This window comes from Falsihalocynthiibacter sp. BN13B15, from assembly GCF_041205415.1.
In the GTDB taxonomy this organism is placed as follows: domain Bacteria; phylum Pseudomonadota; class Alphaproteobacteria; order Rhodobacterales; family Rhodobacteraceae; genus Falsihalocynthiibacter; species Falsihalocynthiibacter arcticus.
The window spans coordinates 334751-358941 of record NZ_JBGFCE010000002.1; the positions used below are offsets into that span (position 1 = coordinate 334751).

At 54.4% G+C, this 24191-nt stretch carries 22 protein-coding genes; 19 read left to right on the top strand and 3 right to left on the bottom strand.

Going from position 1 to position 24191, the window contains the following annotated elements; genetic code table 11:
* Window positions 1–2 precede the first annotated feature (2 nt).
* The 19 genes from AB9F26_RS04240 (at window position 3) to AB9F26_RS04330 (ending at window position 21224) form a co-directional block, all read left to right on the top strand.
* On the top strand, window positions 3–1577 hold the full coding sequence (locus AB9F26_RS04240; RefSeq protein WP_369767363.1) for an acyl CoA:acetate/3-ketoacid CoA transferase: 1575 nt from the start codon (window positions 3–5) through the stop codon (window positions 1575–1577).
* The gene (locus tag AB9F26_RS04245; protein ID WP_369767364.1) at window positions 1574–2356 is read left to right on the top strand and encodes an enoyl-CoA hydratase/isomerase family protein; all 783 of its coding nucleotides are present in this window, start codon (window positions 1574–1576) and stop codon (window positions 2354–2356) included. The genes AB9F26_RS04240 and AB9F26_RS04245 overlap by 4 nt, the downstream gene beginning before the upstream one ends.
* Entirely contained in the window at window positions 2346–3869 is a 1524-nt protein-coding gene (locus AB9F26_RS04250) for an aldehyde dehydrogenase family protein (RefSeq protein ID WP_369767365.1), read from the top strand. The genes AB9F26_RS04245 and AB9F26_RS04250 overlap by 11 nt, the downstream gene beginning before the upstream one ends.
* Before the next feature lie 38 nt (window positions 3870–3907).
* Complete coding sequence (locus tag AB9F26_RS04255; protein WP_369767366.1) at window positions 3908–5158, top strand: ABC transporter substrate-binding protein; 1251 nt, start codon at window positions 3908–3910, stop codon at window positions 5156–5158.
* A 73-nt stretch (window positions 5159–5231) separates the two neighbouring features.
* Entirely contained in the window at window positions 5232–6128 is an 897-nt protein-coding gene (locus AB9F26_RS04260) for a carbohydrate ABC transporter permease (protein WP_039000402.1), read from the top strand.
* Window positions 6128–7009 (top strand): carbohydrate ABC transporter permease, encoded by an 882-nt coding sequence (locus AB9F26_RS04265; RefSeq protein ID WP_335583458.1) that lies wholly within the window; start codon window positions 6128–6130, stop codon window positions 7007–7009. Before AB9F26_RS04260 ends, AB9F26_RS04265 begins: the two co-directional genes overlap by 1 nt.
* 4 nt (window positions 7010–7013) lie before the next feature.
* Window positions 7014–8129, top strand: coding sequence for an ABC transporter ATP-binding protein (locus AB9F26_RS04270; RefSeq protein WP_369755573.1), 1116 nt, complete (start codon window positions 7014–7016; stop codon window positions 8127–8129).
* A gap of 24 nt (window positions 8130–8153) precedes the next feature.
* Complete coding sequence (locus AB9F26_RS04275) at window positions 8154–9650, top strand: GMC oxidoreductase (protein WP_369767367.1); 1497 nt, start codon at window positions 8154–8156, stop codon at window positions 9648–9650.
* Window positions 9647–10408 (top strand): 3-ketoacyl-ACP reductase, encoded by a 762-nt coding sequence (locus AB9F26_RS04280; RefSeq protein WP_369767368.1) that lies wholly within the window; start codon window positions 9647–9649, stop codon window positions 10406–10408. Before AB9F26_RS04275 ends, AB9F26_RS04280 begins: the two co-directional genes overlap by 4 nt.
* 7 nt (window positions 10409–10415) lie before the next feature.
* Entirely contained in the window at window positions 10416–12011 is a 1596-nt protein-coding gene (locus AB9F26_RS04285; protein ID WP_335583454.1) for a GMC family oxidoreductase N-terminal domain-containing protein, read from the top strand.
* 3 nt (window positions 12012–12014) lie between these two features.
* Window positions 12015–13175, top strand: coding sequence for a dihydrodipicolinate synthase family protein (locus AB9F26_RS04290; protein WP_335583453.1), 1161 nt, complete (start codon window positions 12015–12017; stop codon window positions 13173–13175).
* A gap of 10 nt (window positions 13176–13185) precedes the next feature.
* On the top strand, window positions 13186–14214 hold the full coding sequence (locus AB9F26_RS04295) for a LacI family DNA-binding transcriptional regulator (protein WP_335583452.1): 1029 nt from the start codon (window positions 13186–13188) through the stop codon (window positions 14212–14214).
* Between the two features lie 10 nt (window positions 14215–14224).
* Window positions 14225–14533, top strand: a complete 309-nt coding sequence (locus tag AB9F26_RS04300) for a Dabb family protein (protein WP_335583451.1) — start codon at window positions 14225–14227, stop codon at window positions 14531–14533.
* A gap of 63 nt (window positions 14534–14596) precedes the next feature.
* Entirely contained in the window at window positions 14597–15283 is a 687-nt protein-coding gene (locus AB9F26_RS04305) for a fumarylacetoacetate hydrolase family protein (RefSeq protein ID WP_369767369.1), read from the top strand.
* A 150-nt stretch (window positions 15284–15433) separates the two neighbouring features.
* Window positions 15434–17014, top strand: a complete 1581-nt coding sequence (locus tag AB9F26_RS04310) for an ABC transporter substrate-binding protein (protein WP_369757471.1) — start codon at window positions 15434–15436, stop codon at window positions 17012–17014.
* A gap of 24 nt (window positions 17015–17038) precedes the next feature.
* Window positions 17039–18013, top strand: coding sequence for an ABC transporter permease (locus AB9F26_RS04315; protein WP_335583450.1), 975 nt, complete (start codon window positions 17039–17041; stop codon window positions 18011–18013).
* Window positions 18013–18915 carry an ABC transporter permease gene (locus tag AB9F26_RS04320; protein ID WP_335583449.1) on the top strand — a complete coding sequence of 301 codons (903 nt, stop codon included), beginning with the start codon at window positions 18013–18015 and terminating at the stop codon, window positions 18913–18915. The genes AB9F26_RS04315 and AB9F26_RS04320 overlap by 1 nt, the downstream gene beginning before the upstream one ends.
* The gene (locus AB9F26_RS04325) at window positions 18915–20612 is read left to right on the top strand and encodes a dipeptide ABC transporter ATP-binding protein (RefSeq protein ID WP_369767370.1); all 1698 of its coding nucleotides are present in this window, start codon (window positions 18915–18917) and stop codon (window positions 20610–20612) included. The genes AB9F26_RS04320 and AB9F26_RS04325 overlap by 1 nt, the downstream gene beginning before the upstream one ends.
* 93 nt (window positions 20613–20705) lie before the next feature.
* A complete protein-coding gene (locus tag AB9F26_RS04330; RefSeq protein WP_335583447.1) occupies window positions 20706–21224 on the top strand; it encodes a winged helix DNA-binding protein in 519 nt (172 codons plus the stop codon).
* Here AB9F26_RS04330 and AB9F26_RS04335 read toward each other — a convergent pair.
* The 3 genes from AB9F26_RS04335 to AB9F26_RS04345 all read right to left on the bottom strand — a co-directional run bounded on the left by AB9F26_RS04335 (window position 21221) and on the right by AB9F26_RS04345 (window position 24080).
* Entirely contained in the window at window positions 21221–22522 is a 1302-nt protein-coding gene (locus tag AB9F26_RS04335) for a TRAP transporter large permease subunit (protein WP_335583446.1), read from the bottom strand. The genes AB9F26_RS04330 and AB9F26_RS04335 overlap by 4 nt on opposite strands.
* Before the next feature lie 3 nt (window positions 22523–22525).
* Window positions 22526–23053: a TRAP transporter small permease gene (locus tag AB9F26_RS04340; RefSeq protein WP_369767371.1), complete on the bottom strand. Its 528-nt coding sequence runs from the start codon at window positions 23051–23053 to the stop codon at window positions 22526–22528.
* 64 nt (window positions 23054–23117) lie between these two features.
* Window positions 23118–24080: a TRAP transporter substrate-binding protein gene (locus AB9F26_RS04345; protein ID WP_335586882.1), complete on the bottom strand. Its 963-nt coding sequence runs from the start codon at window positions 24078–24080 to the stop codon at window positions 23118–23120.
* Window positions 24081–24191 lie beyond the last annotated feature (111 nt).

Here is a 24191-nt window from a genome sequence, read left to right on the forward strand (position 1 = left end):
CCATGCCCTCGAAGATTGTGTCCGCCGCAGAGGCGGTCTCGAAAATTAAGGACAGGGACGTTGTGACTGTGTCGTCATCCTCTGGATTGGGGTGTCCTGATCTGGTGCTCAAGGTACTTGGCGACCGGTTCGCACAGGAGGGCCATCCTCGCGATTTGACCACGCTGCATCCCATTGCTGCGGGCGATATGTACGGCATCAAGGGGGTCGACCATCTTGCGCAAGATGGCTTGCTGGCGCGGATCATTGCGGGGTCCTATCCCAGCGGGCCGTCCTCTTTGCCGATGCCTGCCATTTGGGAAATGCTGACCGAAAACCGCGTGGCGGCGTATAATGTGCCGTCGGGTATCCTGTTTGATATGCACCGAGATGTGGCAGCAAGAAAGCCGGGCGTTTTGACCAAAGTGGGGCTTGATACCTTCGTTGATCCCGCACGGGAAGGCTGTGCGATGAATGAACGCGCTGCCGCCGACCCCATTGTTTATAAACAAGAGTTTGCTGGGGAAACTTGGCTGCATTTTCCGAATATTGTGCCCAATATTGCTATTATTCGCGCCACCACCGCTGATGAGCGCGGTAATCTCACCTTTGAACATGAAGGTGCAACGCTTGGCGCGTTAGATCAGGCAATTGCCGTGCGCAATCATCGTGGCATCGTAATCGCGCAAGTGAAACGTGTGACAGCGGCGGGTTCGCTCCGTCCACATGACGTGCATATCCCCGGACATTTGGTCGATTATGTAGTGATTGACCCCGATCAAAAACAGACAACAGAAACCACGTATGATCCTGCGATTTCGGGGGAAATTATGCGTCCGTGGGACAGTTTTTCCCTTCCTGAATATGGCGTCGAGAAGGTTATTGCGCGCCGCGCTGCGATGGAGCTGAAGGAGGGGGATACCGCCAACCTAGGGTTCGGAATTTCGGCGAATGTGCCACGGGTCTTACTCGAGGAAGGGTATCCGCAATCGGTGACGTGGACGATTGAACAAGGTGCTGTCGGCGGCGTCCCATTGACTGATTTCGCCTTTGGCTGTGCCTCCAACGCGGATGCGATTTTGCCGTCGCCTACACAGTTTACCTATTTTCAAGGCGGCGGATTTGACGTCTCGTTCCTGTCGTTTTTAGAGGTTGATCGCGACGGAAATGTCAACGTGTCAAAGCTGGGGAAGAAGCCCTATTTGACGGCGGGATGCGGCGGGTTCGTCGACATCACGGCCCACGCTCGCAAGATTGTTTTCTCGGGATATTTCGCCGCAGGTGCCAAATTGGAAGTGTCCGAGAGCGGAATTCGGGTCACGGCACAGGGGAAGTTTACCAAAATGGTAGAGACGGTTGAGCATGTTACCTTTGCGGGGCAACGCGCGCGACGCCAAGGGCAAGACGTTATCTACATAACCGAAAGATGCGTGATGCGTCTGGAAGACAGCGGTCTCGTTGCTTTCGAAATTATGCCCGGAATTGATCCGGAGGTTGACATCATCGCTGCAAGCGAAGGCCGCGTTTCCGTGTCCAAAGACGCTAAAATTATGCCGCTTTCACTGCTGTCCGAAGGGAAGATGGGGTTGAAGCTATGAGCAATGTACATCTTGATCTCACCGATGGTGTCGCAGAGTTACGACTGGATAATCCCACCAAACTCAACGCCTTGACGCCCGCAATGCTTGCCGACCTTGAGCGCCATTTGACGGTTCTGGAAACGAATGCCGATTTGCGTTGTGTCGTCCTTACGGCGCAAGGGGATCGCGCGTTTTGCGTGGGGGCAGATATCAACGCGTGGGCGGACTTGTCGCCGATGGATTTCGCCCGTTTTTGGATCCGCAGCGGTCATCGGATTTTTGACCGTATCGCGCGCCTTCACGTGCCGACAATTGCGGTGCTTTCGGGCCACGCTTTTGGCGGCGGGCTGGAACTCGCGGCTGCCTGTGATTTGCGTGTAGCGAACCCGCGCGCAACGCTGGCTCTTCCTGAAACAGGGGTTGGGATTGTGCCAGGATGGTCCGGAACACAGCGCCTAGTTCAGTTGATGCCAGTGGCCGTTCTTAAAGAGCTGGTCTTAACGGGGCGTCGGTTGAGCGCTGAGCGCGCCTATACATTGGGGTTTGTGAATTCCGTTTCCGATGATCCGCGCGGCGACGCATTTGCTATGGCCGCCGAGATAAAAACCAAGTCGCCACAGGCCACTGAGGTGGCGAAATATATGTTGGCGGCGGCGCTAAATGAGGACCGCAGCGCCATGATCGAGGCTTTAGGCGGTGCGGTTATGGCCGCCTCGCCAGACAAAACCGAAGGGGTTGCCGCGTTTCGCGCCAAACGCCCTGCAAATTTCAAGGATATTTCCCGTGATGACTCATGATCTGACGCTGATTTCTGGAGCGGGTGCTGTTCCTGCACCCACGGATGTTTTTATTGCGCAACACCTCATTAACGGCGCTTGGGTCTCCAGTGCGTCTGGCCAAACGTTTGACCGGTTTTCGCCCGCCAACGGACAGTTGGTAACGCAGGCCACTTTGGGGGGAGAAGCCGAAGTTGAGGCGGCGATTGCCGCAGCACGTACCGCATTTGATGATCGGCGATGGTCGGATACCTCTGGCAAGGAACGCGCGACATTTTTGTTGAAAGTTGCCGACCTTATCGACGCCAATCGGTCGCGCATCGCCCTGTATGAAACGATGGAAAGCGGCAAGCCCATCGCCCAAGCCGAAGCGGAAATCGAAGGGGCAGCCGACATCTGGCGCTTTGCGGCCTCGCTTGCCCGCACGATCCATGGTGACAGCCACAACACGCTCGGCCCCGATATGCTCGGGGTTGTCCTCAAAGAGCCGATTGGCGTGGTTTCAATGATTACGCCGTGGAATTTTCCGTTCCTTATCGTGTCGCAAAAACTGCCCTTTGCCTTGGCGGCAGGCTGTACCGCCGTTATCAAACCCTCCGAGTTGACCTCGGCAACCACTGTGATCCTCGGCCAGCATTTGATCGAGGCCGGATTGCCCGCTGGGGTCGTGAATATCGTTTTGGGCTACGGCGATCCTGTCGGCACAAACCTCACCAATCATCCCGATGTCGATATGGTGTCGTTTACCGGCTCCACGGCAGTTGGCAAAGCGATCGTGGCCGCAACCTCCAAAACGTTAAAGAAAGTCTCGCTGGAACTTGGCGGCAAAAACCCGCAGGTCATTTTCCCCGATGCCGATTTGGATGAAGCCGCAGATGCGATTGTGTTTGGTATATATTTCAATGCGGGCCAATGTTGCAATTCTGGTTCACGGATTATCGTACATCATGATATTGCTGCGGTGCTAATACGGAAAATTGTTGAATTATCACGCAAGGTTCCATTCGGTGATCCGCTGAACCCGTCCACAAAGGTAGGGGCTATTATTTCTTCACAACACCAAGCCAAAATAGACGGTTATGTAAAAGAGGCAGTTATGGCTGGCGCAACCGTTGCGATTGGCGGCGCGCCCCTTACCATTGACGGGATGTCGGGCGAGTTTTATCAGCCGACGGTCGTGGCAAATGTGACCAAAAATATGGCAATTGCCTCTGAGGAGGTCTTTGGACCCGTTTTATCCGTCCTAACGTTTACAACATTTGACGAAGCTTTGGAAATCGCGAATGGTGGCGATTATGGATTGTCGGCGGGAGTCTGGAGCCAAGATATTAGCACCTGTTTGAAATTTGCACGGCGGGTTCAAGCGGGAACTGTTTGGACCAACACGTGGATGGACGGGTTTGCAGAGCTGCCTTTTGGCGGCGCGAAAGAAAGTGGATTAGGCCGGGAGTTGGGCCACCACGGAATGGATGAATATCTTGAGACAAAGACCGTTCAAATGAGGATCGGCAAAACGCGCTCCAGATGGGTCTAAATCCATAAAGACGACAACGCAAAAAGGGAGGAAACCAAATGCGTAAATTTATGAAACTTACTACTTCTACTTTGGCCACACTTGCGATCACGGGCAGCATGGCTGTTGCCGAAGATGTTGAGGTCCTACACTGGTGGACGTCTGGGGGGGAGGCCGCAGCGCTTAACGTGCTCAAGCAAGACCTCGAAAGCCAAGGCATCGGTTGGCAAGATATGCCCGTTGCGGGCGGTGGCGGCGATGCGGCGATGACCGTTTTGCGCGCACGTGTTACAGCAGGAAACGCACCAACAGCCGTTCAAATGTTGGGCTTTGATATCCTCGATTGGGCCGATGAAGGTGCCTTGGCGAACCTCAACGATGTTGCAGCCGCTGAAGGCTGGGACGCGGTTGTGCCAGACGCATTGCAAGCCTTTTCCAAGGTGGATGGCCAGTGGGTTGCAGCCCCTGTTAACGTCCACTCGACCAACTGGGTTTGGGCAAATAAAGCGGTGCTAGAAGTCAATGGTATTGCTGTTCCAACGACATGGGAAGAGTTCGAAGTGGCGGTAAACACCCTCGCAGCAGCGGGCCTCACCCCCATCGCTCACGGTGGCCAAGCTTGGCAAGATGCGACCATTTTTGATGCGGTTGTCATGTCTACGGGCGGCCCTGATTTTTACAAGGCGGCCTTTATTGATCTTGATCCCGAAGCATTGGGCTCGGACACAATGAAACAAGCGTTCGACCGCATGTCTTTCATTCGCGCAAATGTGGATGACAACTTCTCGGGTCGCGATTGGAACCTTGCAACGTCGATGGTCATTAATGGCGAAGCGGGCTTCCAAATGATGGGCGATTGGGCCAAGGGCGAATTCTTGAATGCGGGTAAAGTTCCCGGCGAAGATTTCCTTTGCTTCCGCTTTCCAGGCACCCAAGATCAAGTCACGTTCAACGCGGACCAATTCGCGATGTTCAGCCAAGGCGATACGGTATCGGATGAGCAAGCAGCCCTTGCAACAGCGATCTTGTCACCGTCCTTCCAATCGGCGTTCAACGTGGTCAAAGGCTCCGTTCCTGCCCGCACTGATGTGAGCGACGAGGCCTTCGATGCCTGTGGTAAACAAGGCATTGCCGATCTCGCAGCCGCTTCTGCATCCGGTAATCTCTATGGATCAATGGCGCACGGCCACGCATCGAATGCGTCCGTTAAGAACGCGATCTATGACGTTGTAACCGCTCACTTTAATGGCGAGTACGACAGCGAAACAGCGACGTCAGAATTGGTCGACGCAGTCTCCATCGCACAATAAGATCTCTACATCTGGGCCGACCTCGCGTGGGTCGGCCCACCCTGCAATCGCTTTCAAAAACAGGGAGAGCACTATGGCGCAGCCAACTGCCCAGCCAGATTTCAAAACACGCCTACAAAACTGGATTCCCAAGCTCGTCCTGTCTCCCTCGGTGGCGATGGTCTTTGTCTTTGTCTATGGATTTATCATTTTCACCGTCTATCTGTCGTTTACCGACAGTCGGATGCTCCCCAGTTTTGGCTGGGTCGGATTTGAGAATTATGATAAGCTTTTTCGCCTAAGTCACTGGACGATTGCCCTCAAAAACCTCGCTATTTTTGCCTCGCTCTATATCATTATTTGTACGGTGATCGGCCTTGCACTGGCGATCTTCCTTGACCAAAAAATTCGCGGCGAGGGCGTTTTGCGCCCGATCTATCTCTATCCCATGGCCTTGAGCTTTATTGTGACGGGTACGGCATGGAAATGGCTGCTCGACCCCGGAATTGGGCTTGAACATACCATGCATCTTTGGGGCTGGACCAGCTTCCAATTCGATTGGATCAAGAACCGCGACTATGCGATTTACACCGTGGTCCTTGCCGCCGTCTGGCAAACCAGCGGGTTTGTGATGGCGATGTTCTTGGCTGGCTTGCGCGGCATAGACAACGAAATCCTCAAAGCGGCGCAAATGGATGGGGCCTCCAATTGGAACCTCTATCGCCGCATCATCATCCCGCAATTACGTCCCGCATTTCTGTCGGCTTTCGTGATCCTCAGCCACCTTGCAATCAAATCCTACGACCTTGTCATTGCGTTAACGGGCGGCGGTCCGGGGCGGGCGACGGAACTACCCGCAACCTTCATGTACTCCTATACCTTCTCGCGAAATCAGATGGGGATTGGGGCCTCAAGTGCTGTGATCATGCTTATGACAATCGCCGCGATTATGATCCCCTACCTCTATGCTGAACTTAAGGAGGGCAAATAATGTCTGCTGCTTCTGCCGATAGCGCTATTCGCACAGGTCGTGTGACACGCGTCTTTATCTATCTGTTCTTACTCCTTTTTGTCCTGTTCTACGCGCTTCCCTTGTTTGTGATGGTGGTGAACTCCCTCAAACCTCTGGCCGAGATTACGGGCGGTAACATGCTTGCCTTGCCCGAAATCTGGACCTTTGACGCATGGCGCAGTGCGTGGTCGACCGCTCAAATTGGTGTCGAGCCAACGGGCCTGAAACCCTACTTCTGGAACTCCCTCAAAATGGTGGTGCCTGCCGTTGCGATTTCGACCGTCTTGGGGGCATTGAATGGCTATGTGCTAACGAAATGGCGCTTCCGCTATGACACATTGCTCTATGGGTTGGTGCTGTTTTCCTGCTTTATCCCGTTCCAAATCGTGCTGATCCCAATGGCCCGCGTTCTTGGCTTGTTGGATATCGCGGGAACCACTTCTGGCCTTGTGTTGGTGCATGTCGTCTACGGTGTCGGCTTCACGACCCTCTATTTTCGCAACTACTACGCCGCGTTCCCAACGGAACTTGTGCAGGCGGGAATGATCGACGGCGCGGGCTTCTTTCGCATCTTTTGGCGCATTCTTTTGCCAAGTTCAGGGCCGATCATCGTGGTGTCCGTTATCTGGCAATTCACTAATATCTGGAATGACTTCCTGTTTGGCGCATCCTTCGCGGACTTTGACAGCCAGCCGATGACCGTCGCCCTCAACAACCTCGTTCAGAGTTCGACTGGGGTCAAAGAATACAATGTCCACTTCGCAGGCGCGATCTTAGCCGCCCTGCCAACACTCCTCGTCTACATCGTCGCTGGTCGGTACTTCGTCCGCGGTTTGATGGCTGGCTCAGTGAAAGGCTAATCCAATGGGTTTTCTCGATATTAACAATGCAACGAAATCCTATGGCTCCGTGCAAGTGCTGCACAATGTGGATATATCTGTTGAAGAGGGGGAGTTTCTGGTCCTCGTCGGCCCCTCCGGCTGTGGCAAGTCTACTCTGCTGAATATGATCGCGGGTCTAGAGGAAATCACGACGGGCGACATCAGTATCAAGGGCAACCTTATGAACGGGGTGCATCCCTCGCAACGCAACATCGCGATGGTGTTTCAAAGCTATGCACTTTACCCGAATATGACCGTGGGTAAAAATATCACCTTTGGCTTGGAAATGCACGGAGTGCCCAAACCCGAGCGCGAAAAAGCCTTGGCGGATGTGGCCAAACTGCTCCAGATCGAACCGCTTTTGGACCGCAAACCGGGGCAACTTTCGGGCGGCCAACGCCAACGTGTGGCGATGGGGCGTGCCCTTGTGCGCAAACCGGATGTGTTTTTGTTTGACGAACCATTGTCGAATTTGGACGCCAAATTGCGGGTCGATATGCGGACCGAGATCAAGAAACTGCATCAAAAACTCGGTACAACCATCGTTTACGTGACCCACGATCAAATCGAAGCCCTGACGCTGAGCACGCGGATCGCGGTAATGAACGGCGGTTATGTACAGCAATTAGGCACGCCGAAGGAAATCTACGACACCCCCGCCAACCTGTTTGTGGCCTCCTTTATGGGGTCTCCGTCGATGAATTTACTGCCCATGACTGTGCAGGTCGAAGGCGAGTCCGTTTACGTAAAAACCCAGACCAAAGACGGCGAAGGTGTGCGTCTGAAATGCGTGAATTCCGCCAATGCATTGCGCGCCTACGACGGACAACAAATCACCATGGGCATTCGTCCTGAGGCGATCACCGACCCAGATGGTGCCGACCAATCTTCGCGTCATATTGAGGCGGTTCAAGCCCGTGTCGAAGTAACCGAACCCGCGGGATCAGACACTTTTGTCACCTGCACCTTCGGCGGATTTGAATGTGTCGCACGGATGCGTGCGGATGCCGAAGTTAAGCCGGGTGAAATTGCTCCGTTTGCGATCAATATGGAAAAAGCGATTCCGTTTGATCCGCAAACAGAAAACCGCATTGCCTGATTGGCACAAGGGAGTTTTGGCTTTGTGAAACCCGAAATTGTCATCATCGGCTCTGGAATGGGCGGCGCAACTTTGGCTGCGTCCCTCGCTCCAACCGGCGTTCAAATTGTCATGCTGGAACGTGGCGATTATATGCGCGCAAGTCCCGAGTGTCGGGACGACGACGCCATTTTTAAACGCGGATTTTTCCGATCTGACGAGCAGTGGCTTACGCCGTCGGGCGCAGGTTTTAGCCCCGGCAACTTCTATTATGTCGGTGGAAACACGAAATTCTACGGCGGTGTGATGTTGCGCTATCGCGCCGAGGATTTCGCAGAGATGCAACATTTAGGCGGAACCTCCCCCGCATGGCCGCTTTCTTACACGGATTTCGCCCCTTGGTATGACAAGGCCGAAGCGCTTTTTGATGTGCGTGGCCACGCGGGCGAGGACCCAACAGACCCTATTCGCGCGGGCGCATATCCCTTTCCCGCAGTCCCAGATGAGGCATCTATTGCGGATGTCCGCGCACGATTGCGCCGTGCAGGCGTTTCGCCGGCTAGCCTGCCGTTGGCCGTGGACATCGAACATTGGCTCAAGGGGGGCGACGACTCTTGGGATGGCCATCCCGACACTACGGGGGCCAAGCGCGATGCGCAAAGTGTTGGCATTGCCAAAGCAAAACAATACGAGAATTTCACGCTCATTACGGGCGCAATGGTTACACGTTTGCAGACGGATTCAAAACAGCGGATCACCGAAATTCACTATGAAAAAGACGGAGAATTTCACACCCTCAAGCCCAAAATCGCGATCTTATCCGCAGGTGCGGTGAATTCGGCGGCGTTGCTTCTGCGCTCGGCGAACGACGCACATCCCACGGGGCTGGCCAATAGCTCTGATCTTGTCGGGCGGCGGTTCATGAACCACAATTGCACGGCTCTAATGGCTATAAACCCGTTGCGGCTCAACACGGCAATCTATCAGAAAACGCTGTATTTCAATGACTTTTACTTAAAGGGAGGGCCGAAAAATGCCCCCTTAGGCAATATGCAACTACTTGGGAGAATCACAACACCCATCCTTCGCTCGCAAGCCCGTATACCCACGCGCGTGGCGGATTGGGTCACCCGACATTCGGTCGATTGGTATGCCATGAGCGAAGACCTTCCGTCGCTTGAAAGCCGCGTGACGGTGAAGGGGGACCAAATCGTTCTGGATTGGAAACGCTCGAACTGGGAATCTCATGAGGCCCTTGTTGCACAAGCAAAAAAAGTGATGCGTAAAGCAGGCTATCCTATCTTGCTTTCCCGAGCTTTCGACCGTGCGACTCCTTCGCATCAGTGCGGTACCGCCGTTTTTGGCACCGACCCAAAAGCAAGCGTTTTGGACCTGCATTGTCGTGCGCATGATCACCCAAATCTATTCGTCGTCGACGCCAGCTTTTTGCCTAATTCCGCAGCTGTGAACCCCGCGCTGACCATTGCCGCTCAGGCGTTGCGTGTCGCCGAGCATATCAAACACAAGGACCTGAAAGAATGAAACCGGTTGCCCTGATCACAGGTGGACAAAAAGGCATTGGCCTTGGAATCGCCCACGCCCTTGTGGAAAACGGCTATCGGGTGGCGCTTGCTGCCGACAGTGCGCCTGATAGTGTCGCGGTGCGTGACGCCCTTGCGGAGCTGGGCGAGGACGCGCGGTATTTTCAGCACGACCTACGGGATATTGCCGCCGTTGATCGCCTTTTGGATCAAATTGAAGCCGATTGTGGACCCGTCGCAAGCCTTGTCTCAAACGCAGGGGTGCCCGCAAAATTGCGCGGCGATTTGCTGAACCTCACCCAAGATAGCTATGACTTCGTGATGGACGTTAACCTCAAGGGGGCGTTTTTTTTGGCCCAAGCGGTGGCACAGCGGATGCTCGCTTCGCCTGCAAGCGCAAACTATCGTTCCATCGTATTTGTGACCTCCGTCAGCGCCGCGATGGTGTCGATTGAACGGGGGGAATACTGCCTGTCTAAAGCGGGGGCGGCGATGATGGTGCAACTCTTTGCTGCACGACTGGCGGAGGACGGCATTGGCGTGTTTGAATTGCGGCCCGGAATTATCGAAACCGATATGACCGCCGGCGTAAAGGACGCCTACACGCCCCGCATTGAAGGTGGCTTGGTTCCTGCAAAACGATGGGGTACTCCAAGCGATATCGCAAGCATCGTGGTGCCTCTTGTGCGGGGGAAAATGGCCTTCGCCAATGGGGCGATTATTCCAGTGGATGGTGGCTTGTCCATCCATCGATTGTGAGGGTGCAATGACCAAATCATATGACTTTATCATCGTCGGCGGGGGCTCGGCTGGGTGCGTTTTGGCCGCGCGATTGTCCGAAAATCCACAGACCTCTGTTCTTTTGCTTGAGGCTGGCGGGCGCGATTGGCACCCCTTCTACAAGATGCCCGCAGGCTTTGCGAAAATGACCAAGGGCATTGGCAGTTGGGGTTGGCATACCGTTCCGCAAAAGCACATGAACGATATGGTGATCCGCTATACGCAGGGTAAAGTGATCGGCGGTGGGTCGTCGATCAATGCTCAGATTTACACGCGTGGCAATTCTCTGGACTATGATGAATGGCGGCAGATGGGGTGTGAGGGGTGGTCTTATGAAGGCGTCCTGCCGTATTTTCGCAAGTCCGAAGACAACGACACGTATGGCGGAGAATTTCATGGGCAAGGCGGGCTCTTGGGGGTTTCCCAACCGCGCGCGCCTTTGCCGATTTGCGACGCATATTTCGCCGCAGGGGCTGAACTCGGGATTCCGCGCAACCATGATATGACGGGCGAGACGCAGGACGGAGTTGGTTTTTATCAATTGACTCAACGGGATGCGCGCCGATCTTCAACCTCGGTTGCCTTTCTTGATCCCGCGCGAGGGCGGTCCAATTTGACCGTGCGCACCGATGCAATGGTCCGGAAGATCCTTGTCGAAAATCACCGCGCGGTTGGTGTCGAAGTTCTTGCAAAGAACGGCGCCGAAACTCTGCACGCCAATGCAGAAGTCATCGTTTCGGCGGGCGCAATCGGCTCGCCAACCCTGTTGATGCGTTCGGGTATCGGTCCCGCCGATCACCTGCGCGATGTAGGCGTGGATGTGATTTTTGATCAGCCCGAAGTGGGGTCAAATCTACAGGATCACCTAGACCTTTTTACGATTTCGGAATGCACGGGCGACCATACCTATGACAAATATGCCAAGCCGCATTGGTCGGTGGTCGCGGGCCTGCAATACATCTTCTCCAAAAGCGGGCCCGTCGCCTCAAGCTTGTTTGAAACCGGTGGCTTTTGGTACGCGGAGGAGGGAGCGCGTTCGCCCGATATTCAATTTCACCTCGGTCTTGGGTCGGGGATTGAGGCCGGTGTTAGCAAAATGCGCAATCCGGGTGTGACGCTAAATTCGGCCTATTTGCGGCCCCGTTCGCGCGGAACCGTGCGCCTTGCGACTGCGGATCACGCAGATGCGCCGTTGATTGATCCAAACTACTGGGCCGATCCGCATGATCGTGAAATGTCCATTCGCGGGTTGAAACTTGCCCAAGAAATTATGCGGCAGGATGCCCTTAAGCCCTTCGTGCAGTCGGAAATCCTCCCGGGAAAGGATGTGCGCACGGACGAGGATTATTTCAACTTTGCCTGCCAAAACGCCAAAACCGATCATCACCCTGCTGGCACATGCCGGATGGGTGCGGACGCGGGGGCGGTTGTTGATCCACAGCTTAAATTCAACGGGATCGCTGGATTGCGGGTCGTGGATGCGTCGATCATGCCACGCCTTATTTCTTCGAATACAAATGCGCCAACGATCATGATTGCGGAAAAAGCAGCCGACATGATCTGCGCTGAACATGGACTTTGACAGATGCGCTTACCTACATATGAAAATACGCTCAAAACCTACACATTGATTGGCGATCCATTGGTGCCACAAGTGCCGTCGGTTCCTTTTACCCGCACCGCGTTTGCCGCTGCGCATGTGGTGTCTGATCCGTTGGCGGAACGCGCGCCATGGGTTGGACGCCCCGCAGTGGATTGGGAAAATACACTTAAGTTTCGCCACACGCTTTGGGATCAGGGCCTTGGGTTGGCGGAAGCGATGGACACAGCCCAACGCGGGATGGGGGTTGATTGGCTCACGGCCAAAGAATTGATTGAACGCACGATGATCGAAGCCAAAGCGCATCCGTTAAAGCCGCGCGTCGCCTGTGGTGCGGGCACCGATCAATACGACATCAGCGCGTTGACCTCCGAAGACATGCTCATTCGCGCCTATTCCGAACAAATGGAGGCGATTGAGGCGGCAGGTAGCCAAGTCATCATCATGGCAAGCCGCGCTATGGTTGCTGCGGGAACGGGTCCAGATTTCTATGCCCGTGTTTACGGTCGCTTGATTGAGCAGGCCAAGGAGCCAATCATCCTGCATTGGCTTGGCGATATGTTTGACGCGCAACTCAAAGGCTATTGGGGGGCGGATGATCTGGACGCCGCTGCGGACTCCGTTTTGGACATCATCACGGCACATGAAGATAAGATCGACGGCATTAAAATATCGCTGCTGGAACAAAGCCGCGAGGAGGCCTTTCGGGCGCGTCTTCCAGAGTCTGTACGCCTTTATACCGGCGATGATTTTAACTATGCTGCCTTGATCGAAGGGGACGGAACACGGTTTTCACACGCTTTGCTCGGGATATTTGCCGCCATCGCTCCCGCCGCCTCGCAAGCGCTTACGGCCTTGGCCAAAGGCGATTCCGCAACCTTCCATGCGCTTCTTGGCCCCACGGTTCCGCTCAGTCGGGAGATATTCAAAGCTCCGACGCAGTTCTATAAAGCAGGCATCGCTTTCCTCGCATGGCTCAATGGCGCCCAGAGCCATTTCATTATGCCGGCAGGGTTCCAATCCTCGCGTGAAATCGCGCATTACGCCGAGGTGTTTCGTTTGGCTGATCAGGCCCGCCTCCTGAGCCAGCCGGATTTGGCCGTCCACCGAATGAAGCAACTTTTATCTCTGCATGGAATCGAATAAAGGTCATTGAATGAACAAAAAGCCAACAATAATCGACGTCGCCGCCCATGCGGGCGTGTCAAAGTCGACCGTTTCGTTGGTGGTTCAAAACAGCCCATTGGTCAAAGAGGACACGCGCAAATTGGTGCAGGAGTCGATGAAAGCGCTCAATTATGTCCGCAACCGCGCCGCTGCAACCTTGCGCGGATCGGGCACGGGGCTTGTTGGGCTTGTGATCAATGACCTGCGCAACCCGTTTTTCACCGAATTTGCAGCAAGCGCACAGATGGCGTTTTCCGATCATGGGCTGGCCACGGTGATTGCAAATTCAAATGAAGACCCGAAAATTCAGCACCAAGTGATCCAATCCATGCTTGAACATGAGGTTTCCGCGCTTTTGATTTCTCCGTGTTATGGCGACACAAAAGGGACCTTTGATGCAATCGCGCAGTCGGGCATTCCAACCCTTCAGGTGTTGCGACAAGCGGATATGCGCGCGGATATTTTTCCGTTCTACTCGCTTGATTATGGTGCGGGCAGTCAGTTGGCGGTTGAGCACTTGATCGGTCAAGGCATTCGCGAGATTGCCTTTGTCGGCGGCGAAAAGGGCGTGGCCATTACTAGCGAACGAATGTCGGCCTATCAAACTGGAATAATTGATAAGGGCTTGCAGGGGCATGTTTTTCACGGGCGGGCCACGCGGGTCTTTGGTCGGGAAGTCGCTTTTAAACTGCTCAGGGAGCATCCGACAGTCAAAGCGGCAATCTGTTTCAATGATCTCGTTGCCTTGGGGATGATGTCCGCATTTGCACAGTCGAGGGTCGTTGTTGGCAAGGATTTCTTTCTGATTGGGTTCGATGACATCGAAGAATGCAGCCACGTCTATCCGCAGCTTAGCTCGGTTCATTGCGATATCGCAGAATTTGGGCGGCAAAGTTCGAGGATCGTTCTGGATTGGCTTGAAACGGGGATTCAGCCGATGTGCCCCGACCGTGCTCCGGTGCATCTGGAAATCAGACAGTCGAGCGTCGTGCCCTCATCTTTGCAATCACCAGAATAAGGAATTTCCCATGTTGAAGCACTGTGTTTTCGTCGATTTTCAACCGCAATACACCCAAGAAGAGCGCGACGCCGTTTTGGCGGGGTTCGCCGAGGTGGCCGCGGACGTGCCCGGAATGCTGGACTATTGCTTTGGCCCTAACCTCGATTTTGAGAATAAATCCCCAGCGTACCGCGATGGGTTTGTCGTGACGTTTGAAAATCGTGACGCTCTTTTGGCCTATGCAAACCACCCGCATCACGTGGCCTTGGGCGCACGAATGGTCGCGATGTGCAACGGCGGATACGATGGAATTATTGTATTTGATTTAAGTGTTTGAGTTTTAAACGGACTTATCTTCCCCCTAGTTTCGGGGGCGTTAAAGATGAAATTGGAGAAAGAAATGGCCAAATATGCCTTTGAGATGCCTTTGGCTGCTGCGCTGCCTATTGTAGGTACTGATGCGCTCTTCCCCGTAAGGCGAGTATATTGCATTGGTCGCAACTACGCCGCACATGCGCTTGAAATGGGCCACGACCCAGATCGGGAACCACCCTTTTTCTTTCAGAAAAACCCGAACAACCTTGATGCTTCGGGCGTATTTCCCTATCCGTCTCAATCCAGTGATGTGCATCACGAAATTGAAATGGCCGTGATGTTGAAGTCTGGCGGCAGTAATATTCCTGTGGCCGAGGCGATGGCCCATGTGTTTGGCTATGGCGTGGCCCTCGACATGACGTGCCGTGATTTGCAGGCGCGCATGAAGAAAATGGGTCGCCCGTGGGAAATCGGCAAAGCTTTTGAGCATTCCGCGCCGATCACTCAAGTTTACCCTGCTTCAATGGTTGGCCATCCTGACCAAGGGCGCGTTGAATTGAAGGTGAATGGCGATATTCGTCAAGAGGGCAACCTGAACCAAATGATCTGGAAGGTGCCGGAAATGATTTCCTATTTGTCGGAGTACTTCGAACTTGCACCGGGCGATGTTATTCTCACGGGAACGCCTGCTGGGGTTGGACCCGTTGAGGTCGGGGATGTTATGGAGGCCACAATCGAGGGCATGGGAAAGCTGGTCGTAACGGTCGTTTGACACGCTACTTGTGTGCGCAATCACATTTACATAGGGTTGCCAATCAGACTTTGGCGCGGACTCATCACTTTTTCGATAGTTGACGCTCGCAAGTGTGACGGTAAAACTGTTTCCAACTAAAAAGTCAAAAAATTCCACGGGAGATACTCAATGAAATCGACAAGTTTTATGCTGAGCACGGCCTTAACGGGACTGTTTGCTTTGACCGCGACACAAGGTTCCGCAGAAACATTTCGTTGGGCCTCAACGACGGATGCGCAAACGATGGACCCACATGCCGTTAATTCGACGCCGGTTCTCTCGTTTTTGAATAATATCTATGAAGGACTTGTGCGTCGTGGCCGAGACATGGCGATTGAGCCCTCGCTGGCCGTCTCTTGGGAACCACTATTTGGAGAAAATGGCTGGCGTTTCAACCTGCGCGAAGGTGTGACCTTTCAAGATGGCTCCGCGTTTAATGCGCAAGACGTTTTGTTTTCGTACCAACGCGCTTCCGATGAGGCGGCGGACACTCGGTCTTGGTTTGCACCGGTTTCTGAAGTGCGGATTGTGGATGACTACACCATTGATTTTGTTACCTCGGCGCCAAATCCATTGTTCCCAGACAGCATCGCGAATTTCATGATTTTGGATCAGGATTGGGCCGAGAGCAATGACGCAGCGCTCCCCGCCCGCGACGCCGAGAATTTCGCCACGATGAACGCCAACGGAACAGGGGCTTTTGCCTTGGCCAGTCGCGACCCAGGTGTTGAAACACGTCTGACGCCAAATGCCACATGGTGGGGCGACGTCGAGCACAATGTGACGGAGGCGATCTTTACGCCCATCGGCAATTCGTCTACCGGATTGGCGGCTTTGCTTTCAGGAGAAATTGACTTCATCCAACCCATTCCATTGCAGGATGCGGAACAAGTTGAAGGCCGCGATGGCTTTAAGGTTTTGGAAGGCGAAGAAACCCGCGTGATCATGTTTGGCTTTGGACATGAGCACGACGCGTTGCTGTATTCTTCTGATGTCACTGATGCCAACCCCTTTCAGGACTCCAAAGTCCGGCTTGCTGCGGCCCATGCGATTGACATGGATGCCATTGATCGCGTCATCTTTCGCGGGAAAATTGAGGCAGCAAATCAGTTGGTACCTGAAGGCATTTCCGGCTACTCAAACGCCCACACCAACCGGCCGGAATACAATCCCGAACGCGCAAAAGAATTGCTGGCCGAGGCAGGCTATCCCGACGGGTTTTCCTTCGGTCTGAAATGTACAAACGACCGTTACATCAACGACGAAGCCCTCTGTCGCGCTGCCGCATCCATGTTTGCCGCTGTGGGCCTGAATGCCGAGTTGAGCACAGGACCCGTGCGCGATTACTGGACACAACTTCGCGAAGACGATTTCGATATGTTCCTGTTGGGTTGGTCCCCCGGCACGTTCGACGCCGAGCACCCGATCCGCTTTTTGTTGAACTCGCAAGACGATGAGAAAAAGCTCGGATCGTGGAACTTTGGCAACTATTCCAATGCGCGTGTTGATGAATTGCTGCCACTGATCCAAGAGGAAATTGACCCAACTACACGTCAGACTATGATAGACGAAATCGTTGAAATCACCCAAAACGAGGTGGCCTATATTCCATTGTATACACAGCCGTTGATCTGGGCATCCAAAGACAATATCGACCTTACCCAACGTGCGGATAACTTCTTTATCTTGCGCTGGGTGACAGTGAACTAAGAAAAAAATCGAGATATCAAGGCGATGGCATTGTTTATATTCAAGCGGTTGATCCAATCCGTATTTGTGATGATCGCCGTCGCCTTTTTGGCTTTCTCGCTATTTCGCTTCGTTGGCGATCCGGTGAGCCAAATGACGGGGGTCGAGACTTCGGTCGCCGACCAAGACAGACTGCGCGAGGAATTGGGGCTGAATGATCCAATTGTTGCGCAGTTTTATCGCTTCACCAGTGATCTGCTGCATGGAGAGTTCGGCTATTCCTACCGAACGCGTCAGCCCGTGGCCTCCATGATTGCCACACGTATTCCTGCGACGCTCGAGCTTGGGGTTGTTGCCCTGCTGATTTCGCTGCTCGTTGGTATTCCGGCGGGCGTCTTTACCGCCCTACGGCCAAAGGGTCTCACAAGCCAAACGATCCTTCTAACGACCCTTGTTGGGGTGTCCATTCCGACCTTTGTTATTGGCATTCTCTTGATCTTTCTGTTCGGGGTTCAGCTGGGTTGGTTGCCGACATTCGGACGGGGAGGGACCGTTCAAATTGGCGGCTGGACCACGTCGCTCTTTACATTGGATGGCTGGCGGTCGCTCCTTTTGCCTGCGCTGACGTTGGGCATTTACCAACTCACATTAACAATGCGACTGGTGCGCGCCGAGATGATGGAAGTGATGCAATCGGATTATATCCGCTTTGCCACCGCGCGCGGCATTCCGTATCGTTCACTGTATTTCCGCCATGCTTTGGCCAATACGATGATCCCCGTTATCACGATCATTGGCTTGCAATTTGGCGGCGTGATCGCCTTTTCCATCGTCACCGAAAGCGTGTTCCAATGGCCGGGGATGGGGCTGTTGTTCCTTGAATCCATTCGGTTTGTCGATATTCCGGTGATGGGTGTCTATTTGGTTGTCATCGCGTTTTTCTTTGTACTCGTGAACTTGCTGGTCGATTTATTATACTTCGCCATTGATCCACGGTTGCGCGTGAAGGAAGACGTCTGATGTTGGGACGTATTTGGCACAGCGACGGGATGTGGCTTTTCTGGCGCAGTCCTGCGGCGGTTTTGGCGGCGATTGTTGCCATTGTGATTATCGGTGGCGCGCTTCTCTCGCCTTGGATTGTTGCGACCAGCCCCTATGATCTCGCGTCGTTTTCGCTGATGGATGGCCTCCTGCCTCCGCTTTGGCAGGGGGGCGATCCGCGCTTTCCGTTGGGGACGGACGATCAGGGGCGGGATATGATCTCGGCGATACTATTTGGAGCACGGCTGTCGCTCACCATCGGGTTGATGGCGATGGCGATTGCCTCAGTGCTCGGCATTGGGCTTGGCCTTGCCGCGGGGTATTTCGGCGGCCGGTTTGATGCCATTGTAATGCGTATTGCCGATGTACAACTGGCGCTTCCCGCGATCCTGACGGCACTTTTGATTGATGGAATTTCGCGCGGATTATTGCCGCCGGATGTTCAACAGAGCTTTCGCGTGGCGGTTTTGACACTGGCCATTGCGCTATCCCTTTGGGTGAATTTTGCCCGCACGGCACGGGCATCGGTTTTTGTGGAACGCAACAAAGATTACGTTCAAGCGGCGATCATGATGGGGCAGCACCCCTTGCGGGTGATGACGTATCATATCCTGCCAAATATCCTCGGCCCCTTGTTGGTCATCATGACAGTCGACCTTGCTTCGGCGATTTTGCTCGAAGCGACGTTATCTTTTCTCGGCATCGGCCTCCCCGCCGACAGCCCGTCTCTCGGCACGTTGATCCGGATTGGTATGCAGTTTTTACTGTCGGGTGAGTGGTGGATTCTCTGGGTGCCCACGCTGTTTTTGGTGGCGCTTGTGGTGTCGATCAACATCCTCGGTGATTTTCTGCGCGACGTTTTTAATCCGAAGGTGCGATGATGCTGGAAGTTTCAGGTCTTACTGTCGAATTTCCGGGGCGTCATGGGGTTTTTACCGCCATCGAGGACGTGTCCCTGACGATTGCTCCGGGGGAAATCCATGGGCTTGTCGGTGAAAGCGGGGCGGGGAAATCGACCATCGGCGCGGCCATAATCGGCTTGCTACAGCCTCCCGGTCGGATTGCTGCGGGCACATTAACGTTGGATCAAACCGACCTGCGCGGCCTCTCGCCAAATGAGGCGCATAGCGTGCGTGGCAAGCGTATTTCGATGATCTTTCAAGATCCGCAAACCAGCCTCAATCCGTTGATGACAATTGAAGATCAATTGATCGAGACCATCCTCGCGCATGAACGGATCGACGCCAGCGAGGCCCGACAACGGGCGATCGACCTGCTCGAAGAAATTGGCATTGAAAATGCAGCGCAGCGCATCCGCGCCTATCCGCACCAGTTTTCGGGCGGGATGCGGCAACGGGTTGTGATCGCTTTGGCGCTTTGTACGAACCCTGAATTGATCATTGCGGACGAACCCACAACCGCATTGGACGTTGCCGTTCAAAGCCAAGTTTTGGAACTAATACGCAGAACAGCAGACACCCGTGGCATTGGTTTTCTACTCATCACACACGACATTGGCGTCATCGCCCAAATTACCGATCAGGTGACCGTGCTGCGCGGGGGAAAGGTTGTTGAAACGGGGCCAACCGAGCAAGTTTTGGGCGCGCCGCAACATGAATATACCCAAGCCTTGATGACGGCGGTTCCTCCGCTAGATCATAAAATGCAACGCTTCCTTGTACCAGAGAGTACTCTGGCATCAACGGGGCAGGCAAGCGAGGACGCCAGCGAATGGCTGCGGCAAGGCGCGCAAACACTGGGCGAGGGGCTGGATGTTACGGATATTACGGTGCGTTTTTTCGGAACCCGCACGAGCCTTTTTAAGAAGCCGCCGCCCTTCGTCGCGTTGGATAAGGTGTCATTTTTGGTCAAGCCGGGAAGCGTTACGGGACTGGTCGGCGAAAGTGGGTCAGGGAAATCGACGCTTGCACGGGTGATCTCTGGGATGATCCAACCCGCAACAGGGCACATGCGCCTTGGCGATGAAGCGTTACCACTCGCACGAGATCGTGGCCGAAAAGATCCCTCTCGCAGGTTGATACAGATGGTCTTTCAAGACCCCTATTCTAGCTTGAACGGTCGACACCGGATTGGCGCGATCCTGTCAGAGCCGTTGTCCCTGTACGGGCTTGAGCCGGACGCGGAACGGCGGCGGGCGCTTTGTGCCGCGATGATCTCATTGGTCGGCTTGCCTGCGGACACAATCGACCGCTATCCGCATCAGTTTTCCGGCGGCCAACGTCAACGGATCGCCGTTGCGCGGTCGCTCTTAGCGCGCCCACGAGTGCTGATTTGTGACGAGCCAACTTCGGCGTTGGATGTGTCCATTCAGGCGCAAATCCTTAATCTGCTCAAAGATTTGCAGGATCGCTTTGGGCTAACTATTTTGTTCATTAGTCACAACCTCGCCGTGGTGCGGCAGATGGCCGATGATGTTGTTGTTTTGAAGGGCGGGCAAGTGATTGAGGCGAGCCCCTCAGAGCAGTTCTTTGAAAATCCTCAAAGCGACTATTCCAAAAGCCTCTTGTCCCTCACGCCGTCAATGTCGTTGCGAAAATCCTCGCATTCGGTCGGGTAATTCACGTATATTTTTGCTGTTAGAAAGCTTGCGAATGCGAATTATTAGTCGCATTATGTTGATACTTTCTCTTTAATTTATCTGCGAGTTGCCATGACCATGCCCCAAAATAATCGCCGTATTGTTTCATCCCGTCACTTGGCGGAGGGCGATGGCTGGGAAGCGTCGGAGTTTGAATACGGGCTGATCATTGCTCATAACGCCTTTAACCGGTGGATGCAGCGCTGCATGACGGCGGCGGGTATGCCCGAATTGTCACCGCTCGAAATTCTGGTGCTGCACAATACCAATCATCGGGATCGTGAAAAGCGCCTTACCGATATTGCGTTTTTACTGAATATTGAGGATTCCCATACGGTAACCTACGCCCTGCGAAAACTGTTAAAGCTTGGGCTGCTGACTTCGGAAAAGCGTGGTAAAGAGGTGTTTTACAAGGCGTCGGACACGGGCCAAGAGTTGTGCCAACGCTACCGCGATGTGCGGGCGCAATGCCTACTTGAATCCTTGCCCCATTCGGGATTGGCGGGCGAAGAGTTGCGAGAGATTGCTGCCGCGCTTCGGGCTATGTCAGGCCTTTTTGATCAAGCCAGTCGCGCGGCAGCCTCGCTTTAATTGTTCATTGCGTCGGGCAGGAAGGTGACGATTTGCGGGAAAATCGTGATTAATAAGGTGCCAAACAGCAGCAGGAAAAAGAACGGCAATGCCGCACGCGCAACCCGCAGGATGTTGATGCCCGTTAGCCCTTGGATGACAAAGAGGTTGAAGCCAACAGGCGGCGTGATTTGGCTCATCTCGACGACTAGAACGAGGTAGATCCCGAACCAAAGCGGATCAATGCCCACGGCTTCGACCATGGGTAGGATGATCGAGGTGGTCAGGACGACAACCGAAATACCATCCAGAAAACACCCCAAAACGATAAAGAAAACCGTCAGCACGGCAAGCAGAGCATAGGGCGACAGGTTGAACGTCGCGATCCATTCCGCCAGATGGCGCGGAATACCAGTGAAGCCCATGGAAATGGCCAAAAAGGCCGCGCCCAGAAGGATAAAGGCGATCATACAGGAGGTCCGCGTGGCGGACATCAGCGCTTCCTTGAATTGCTCCCAGCCAAAACCGCCAGAACTGAGCGCAAGGATAGTTGCGAGCACGACGCCAACGGCAGCCGCGTCGGTGGGTGAGGCAACGCCCGTGTAAATCGTGCCAATCACCCCGCCAATCAGGAGTAAAACGGGGATCAGACGGCGGGACGCTCTGAGTTTGGCGCGAAAGGGGAGCGTAATTTCTTCGGCCGGAAAGTCGGAGGGATTGCGCCATGCGCTAAACATCACATAGCCCGCGAACAGTGAAACCAGCATAATGCCGGGGAGGATTCCCGCAACAAAAAGGCGGGCGATGGATTGCTCGGTGGCTACGCCATAAACGATCAAGATGATCGAAGGCGGGATCAGGAGGCCTAAAGTAGCGGAGCCTGCGAGGGTGCCGAGGATCAGATGCTCGGGGTAGCCGCGTTTGGTTAATTCAGGCACGGACATTCGGCCAATCGTGGCTGCTGTGGCCGCTGAGGAGCCAGACACCGCTGCAAAGATCGCGCAACCAAGCACGTTGACGTGCAGCAATCGGCCCGGAACGCGGCCCAGCCATGGCGCGAGGCCAGAAAACATGTCTTGGCTCAAACGCGACCGAAGCAGGATTTCACCCATCAGAATAAAGAGGGGCAGGGCGGCGAGCGGCCAACTGTGGCTGTGGCCCCAAAGGGTTGTCGCCAAAACGAGGCCTTGTGGCGCGTTGGAGAAGAAAACGAGCGCGGCCAATGCCATGATCGTTAGGGAAATCGCAACCCAGACTCCCATAGCAAGAAGGGAGAGCAAAAGCCCAAGCAGGAGGAGGAAAATTGCGGGGTCGGACATGGGCTACTCCGATCCGGTGTCAGTGAGGATGGGGGATTTGGCGCGCAGGCTTTCGAGAAGCGTGTCGACAAAAGCGAGGGTCAAAAGCGCAAGGCCCACGACCATGGTGAGCTGCGGTATCCAGAGGGAAATGGCGATAATGCCAGTGGATTTATCCCCGTAATGCCAGCTCTCCTGTACCAAAGCGACGGTGAAATACGTGGCATAACTCGAGACCGCCGCACCAATAACCAGTGTTGCGACTTCCAAAAGCCATCTGGAGTGCTCCGGTAGGCGCTGAACCATCAGGTTGACGCGAATATGGGTGCCAGACCGCAACGTATATGCCATGGCCATGAAACTGGCGGTGGCAAGGAAATATCCAGCAAAATCCGCATAGGACGGGATGGTGTAAGACCAATCCGGCCCGCCGATCCGCGCGAGGATATTCAAGCTGACCTGTGCTGTTACCAGTAGGCAAATCGCCACAATGGCAAGTGCGGCGATGGCGGCGGCAAAGGTATAGAGTCGATCAAGACTGGTGCGTAACATGGTGTGCCCCTCCCAAAGCAAAAGCGCCCCGCTGTGAGCTGCGGAGCGCTTGGGGTAATGTGGGTTACTCTTGGTAGGCGTTCAGGATCGCCAAGGCGTCGGGGCTTGCGCTTGCTTTCCAATTGTCGAGCATTGTTGCGCCGATGGTTTGCAAGCCGCTGACCAAAGCTTCGGAAGGTTCAACGATGATCATGCCGTTATCGGCCATGATTTGGGTCTTGTCGGCGGCTTCTGCTTTGGACATTTCCCAACCGCGAACTTCGGCGGCTGCGGCAGCTTCTAGCACGGCAGCTTGAACTTCGGGCGCAAGCCCGTCGAAGCTGCGTTTGTTGACGACAACGATGTTTTTAGGAACCCAAGCGTCGATCGCGGTGTAATGGGACACAAAATCCCAAGCCGTGGAATTGGCACCAGTCGAGGGAGAGGTGATCATTGCTTCCACTTGGCCAGTGGCAAAGGCTTGCGCGATATCGGAGGCTTCGACTTGTACGGGGGCGGCCTTAGCGAGGGCTGCGAATTCTTCTAGGGCAGCATTATACGCGCGGAAACGCAGGCCAGACAGCCCGTCGATATCAGCGATTTCACCTTTGGTATAAAGGCCTTGGGCGGGCCATGGCACCGAGAAAAGCGGCATCAAGTCTTGTTCCGCGAGGAGGGCGGTGATGACGGGTTTTTGAGCGTCCCAAAGCTTGGCTGCATCCGCGTAACTGGTGGCCACAAAAGGTTGGCTGTCGATGCCAAAGGCCAGATCTTCGTTGGACAGGGTAGACAAGAAAAACTCGCCGATGGGGACCTGACGAGAGCGCACAGCGGTTTTGATTTCGCCGTGGGGAAACAAAGAACCCGCCGAATGGACGGTGATTTCAAGGGCGCCATCGGTGGCTTTTGCGACATCGTCGGCAAACTGTAGGATGTTGACCGTGTGGAAGGTGCTGTCGCCATATGGTGTTGGCATGTCCCAAGTTTCCGCGAATGCTGGGGCGGCTAGTCCAAGGCCCATGGCGAGCGTGGCTGCATATTTTAACATTTGTGATCTCCCGTTGATGGCGTTTTTATGATTGAAGCCATTTAATGATATAACGTTGACAAATTGTCATTGTTTTGCGATTCTGGTCAAGCAGAATCTTTTTTGAACCCA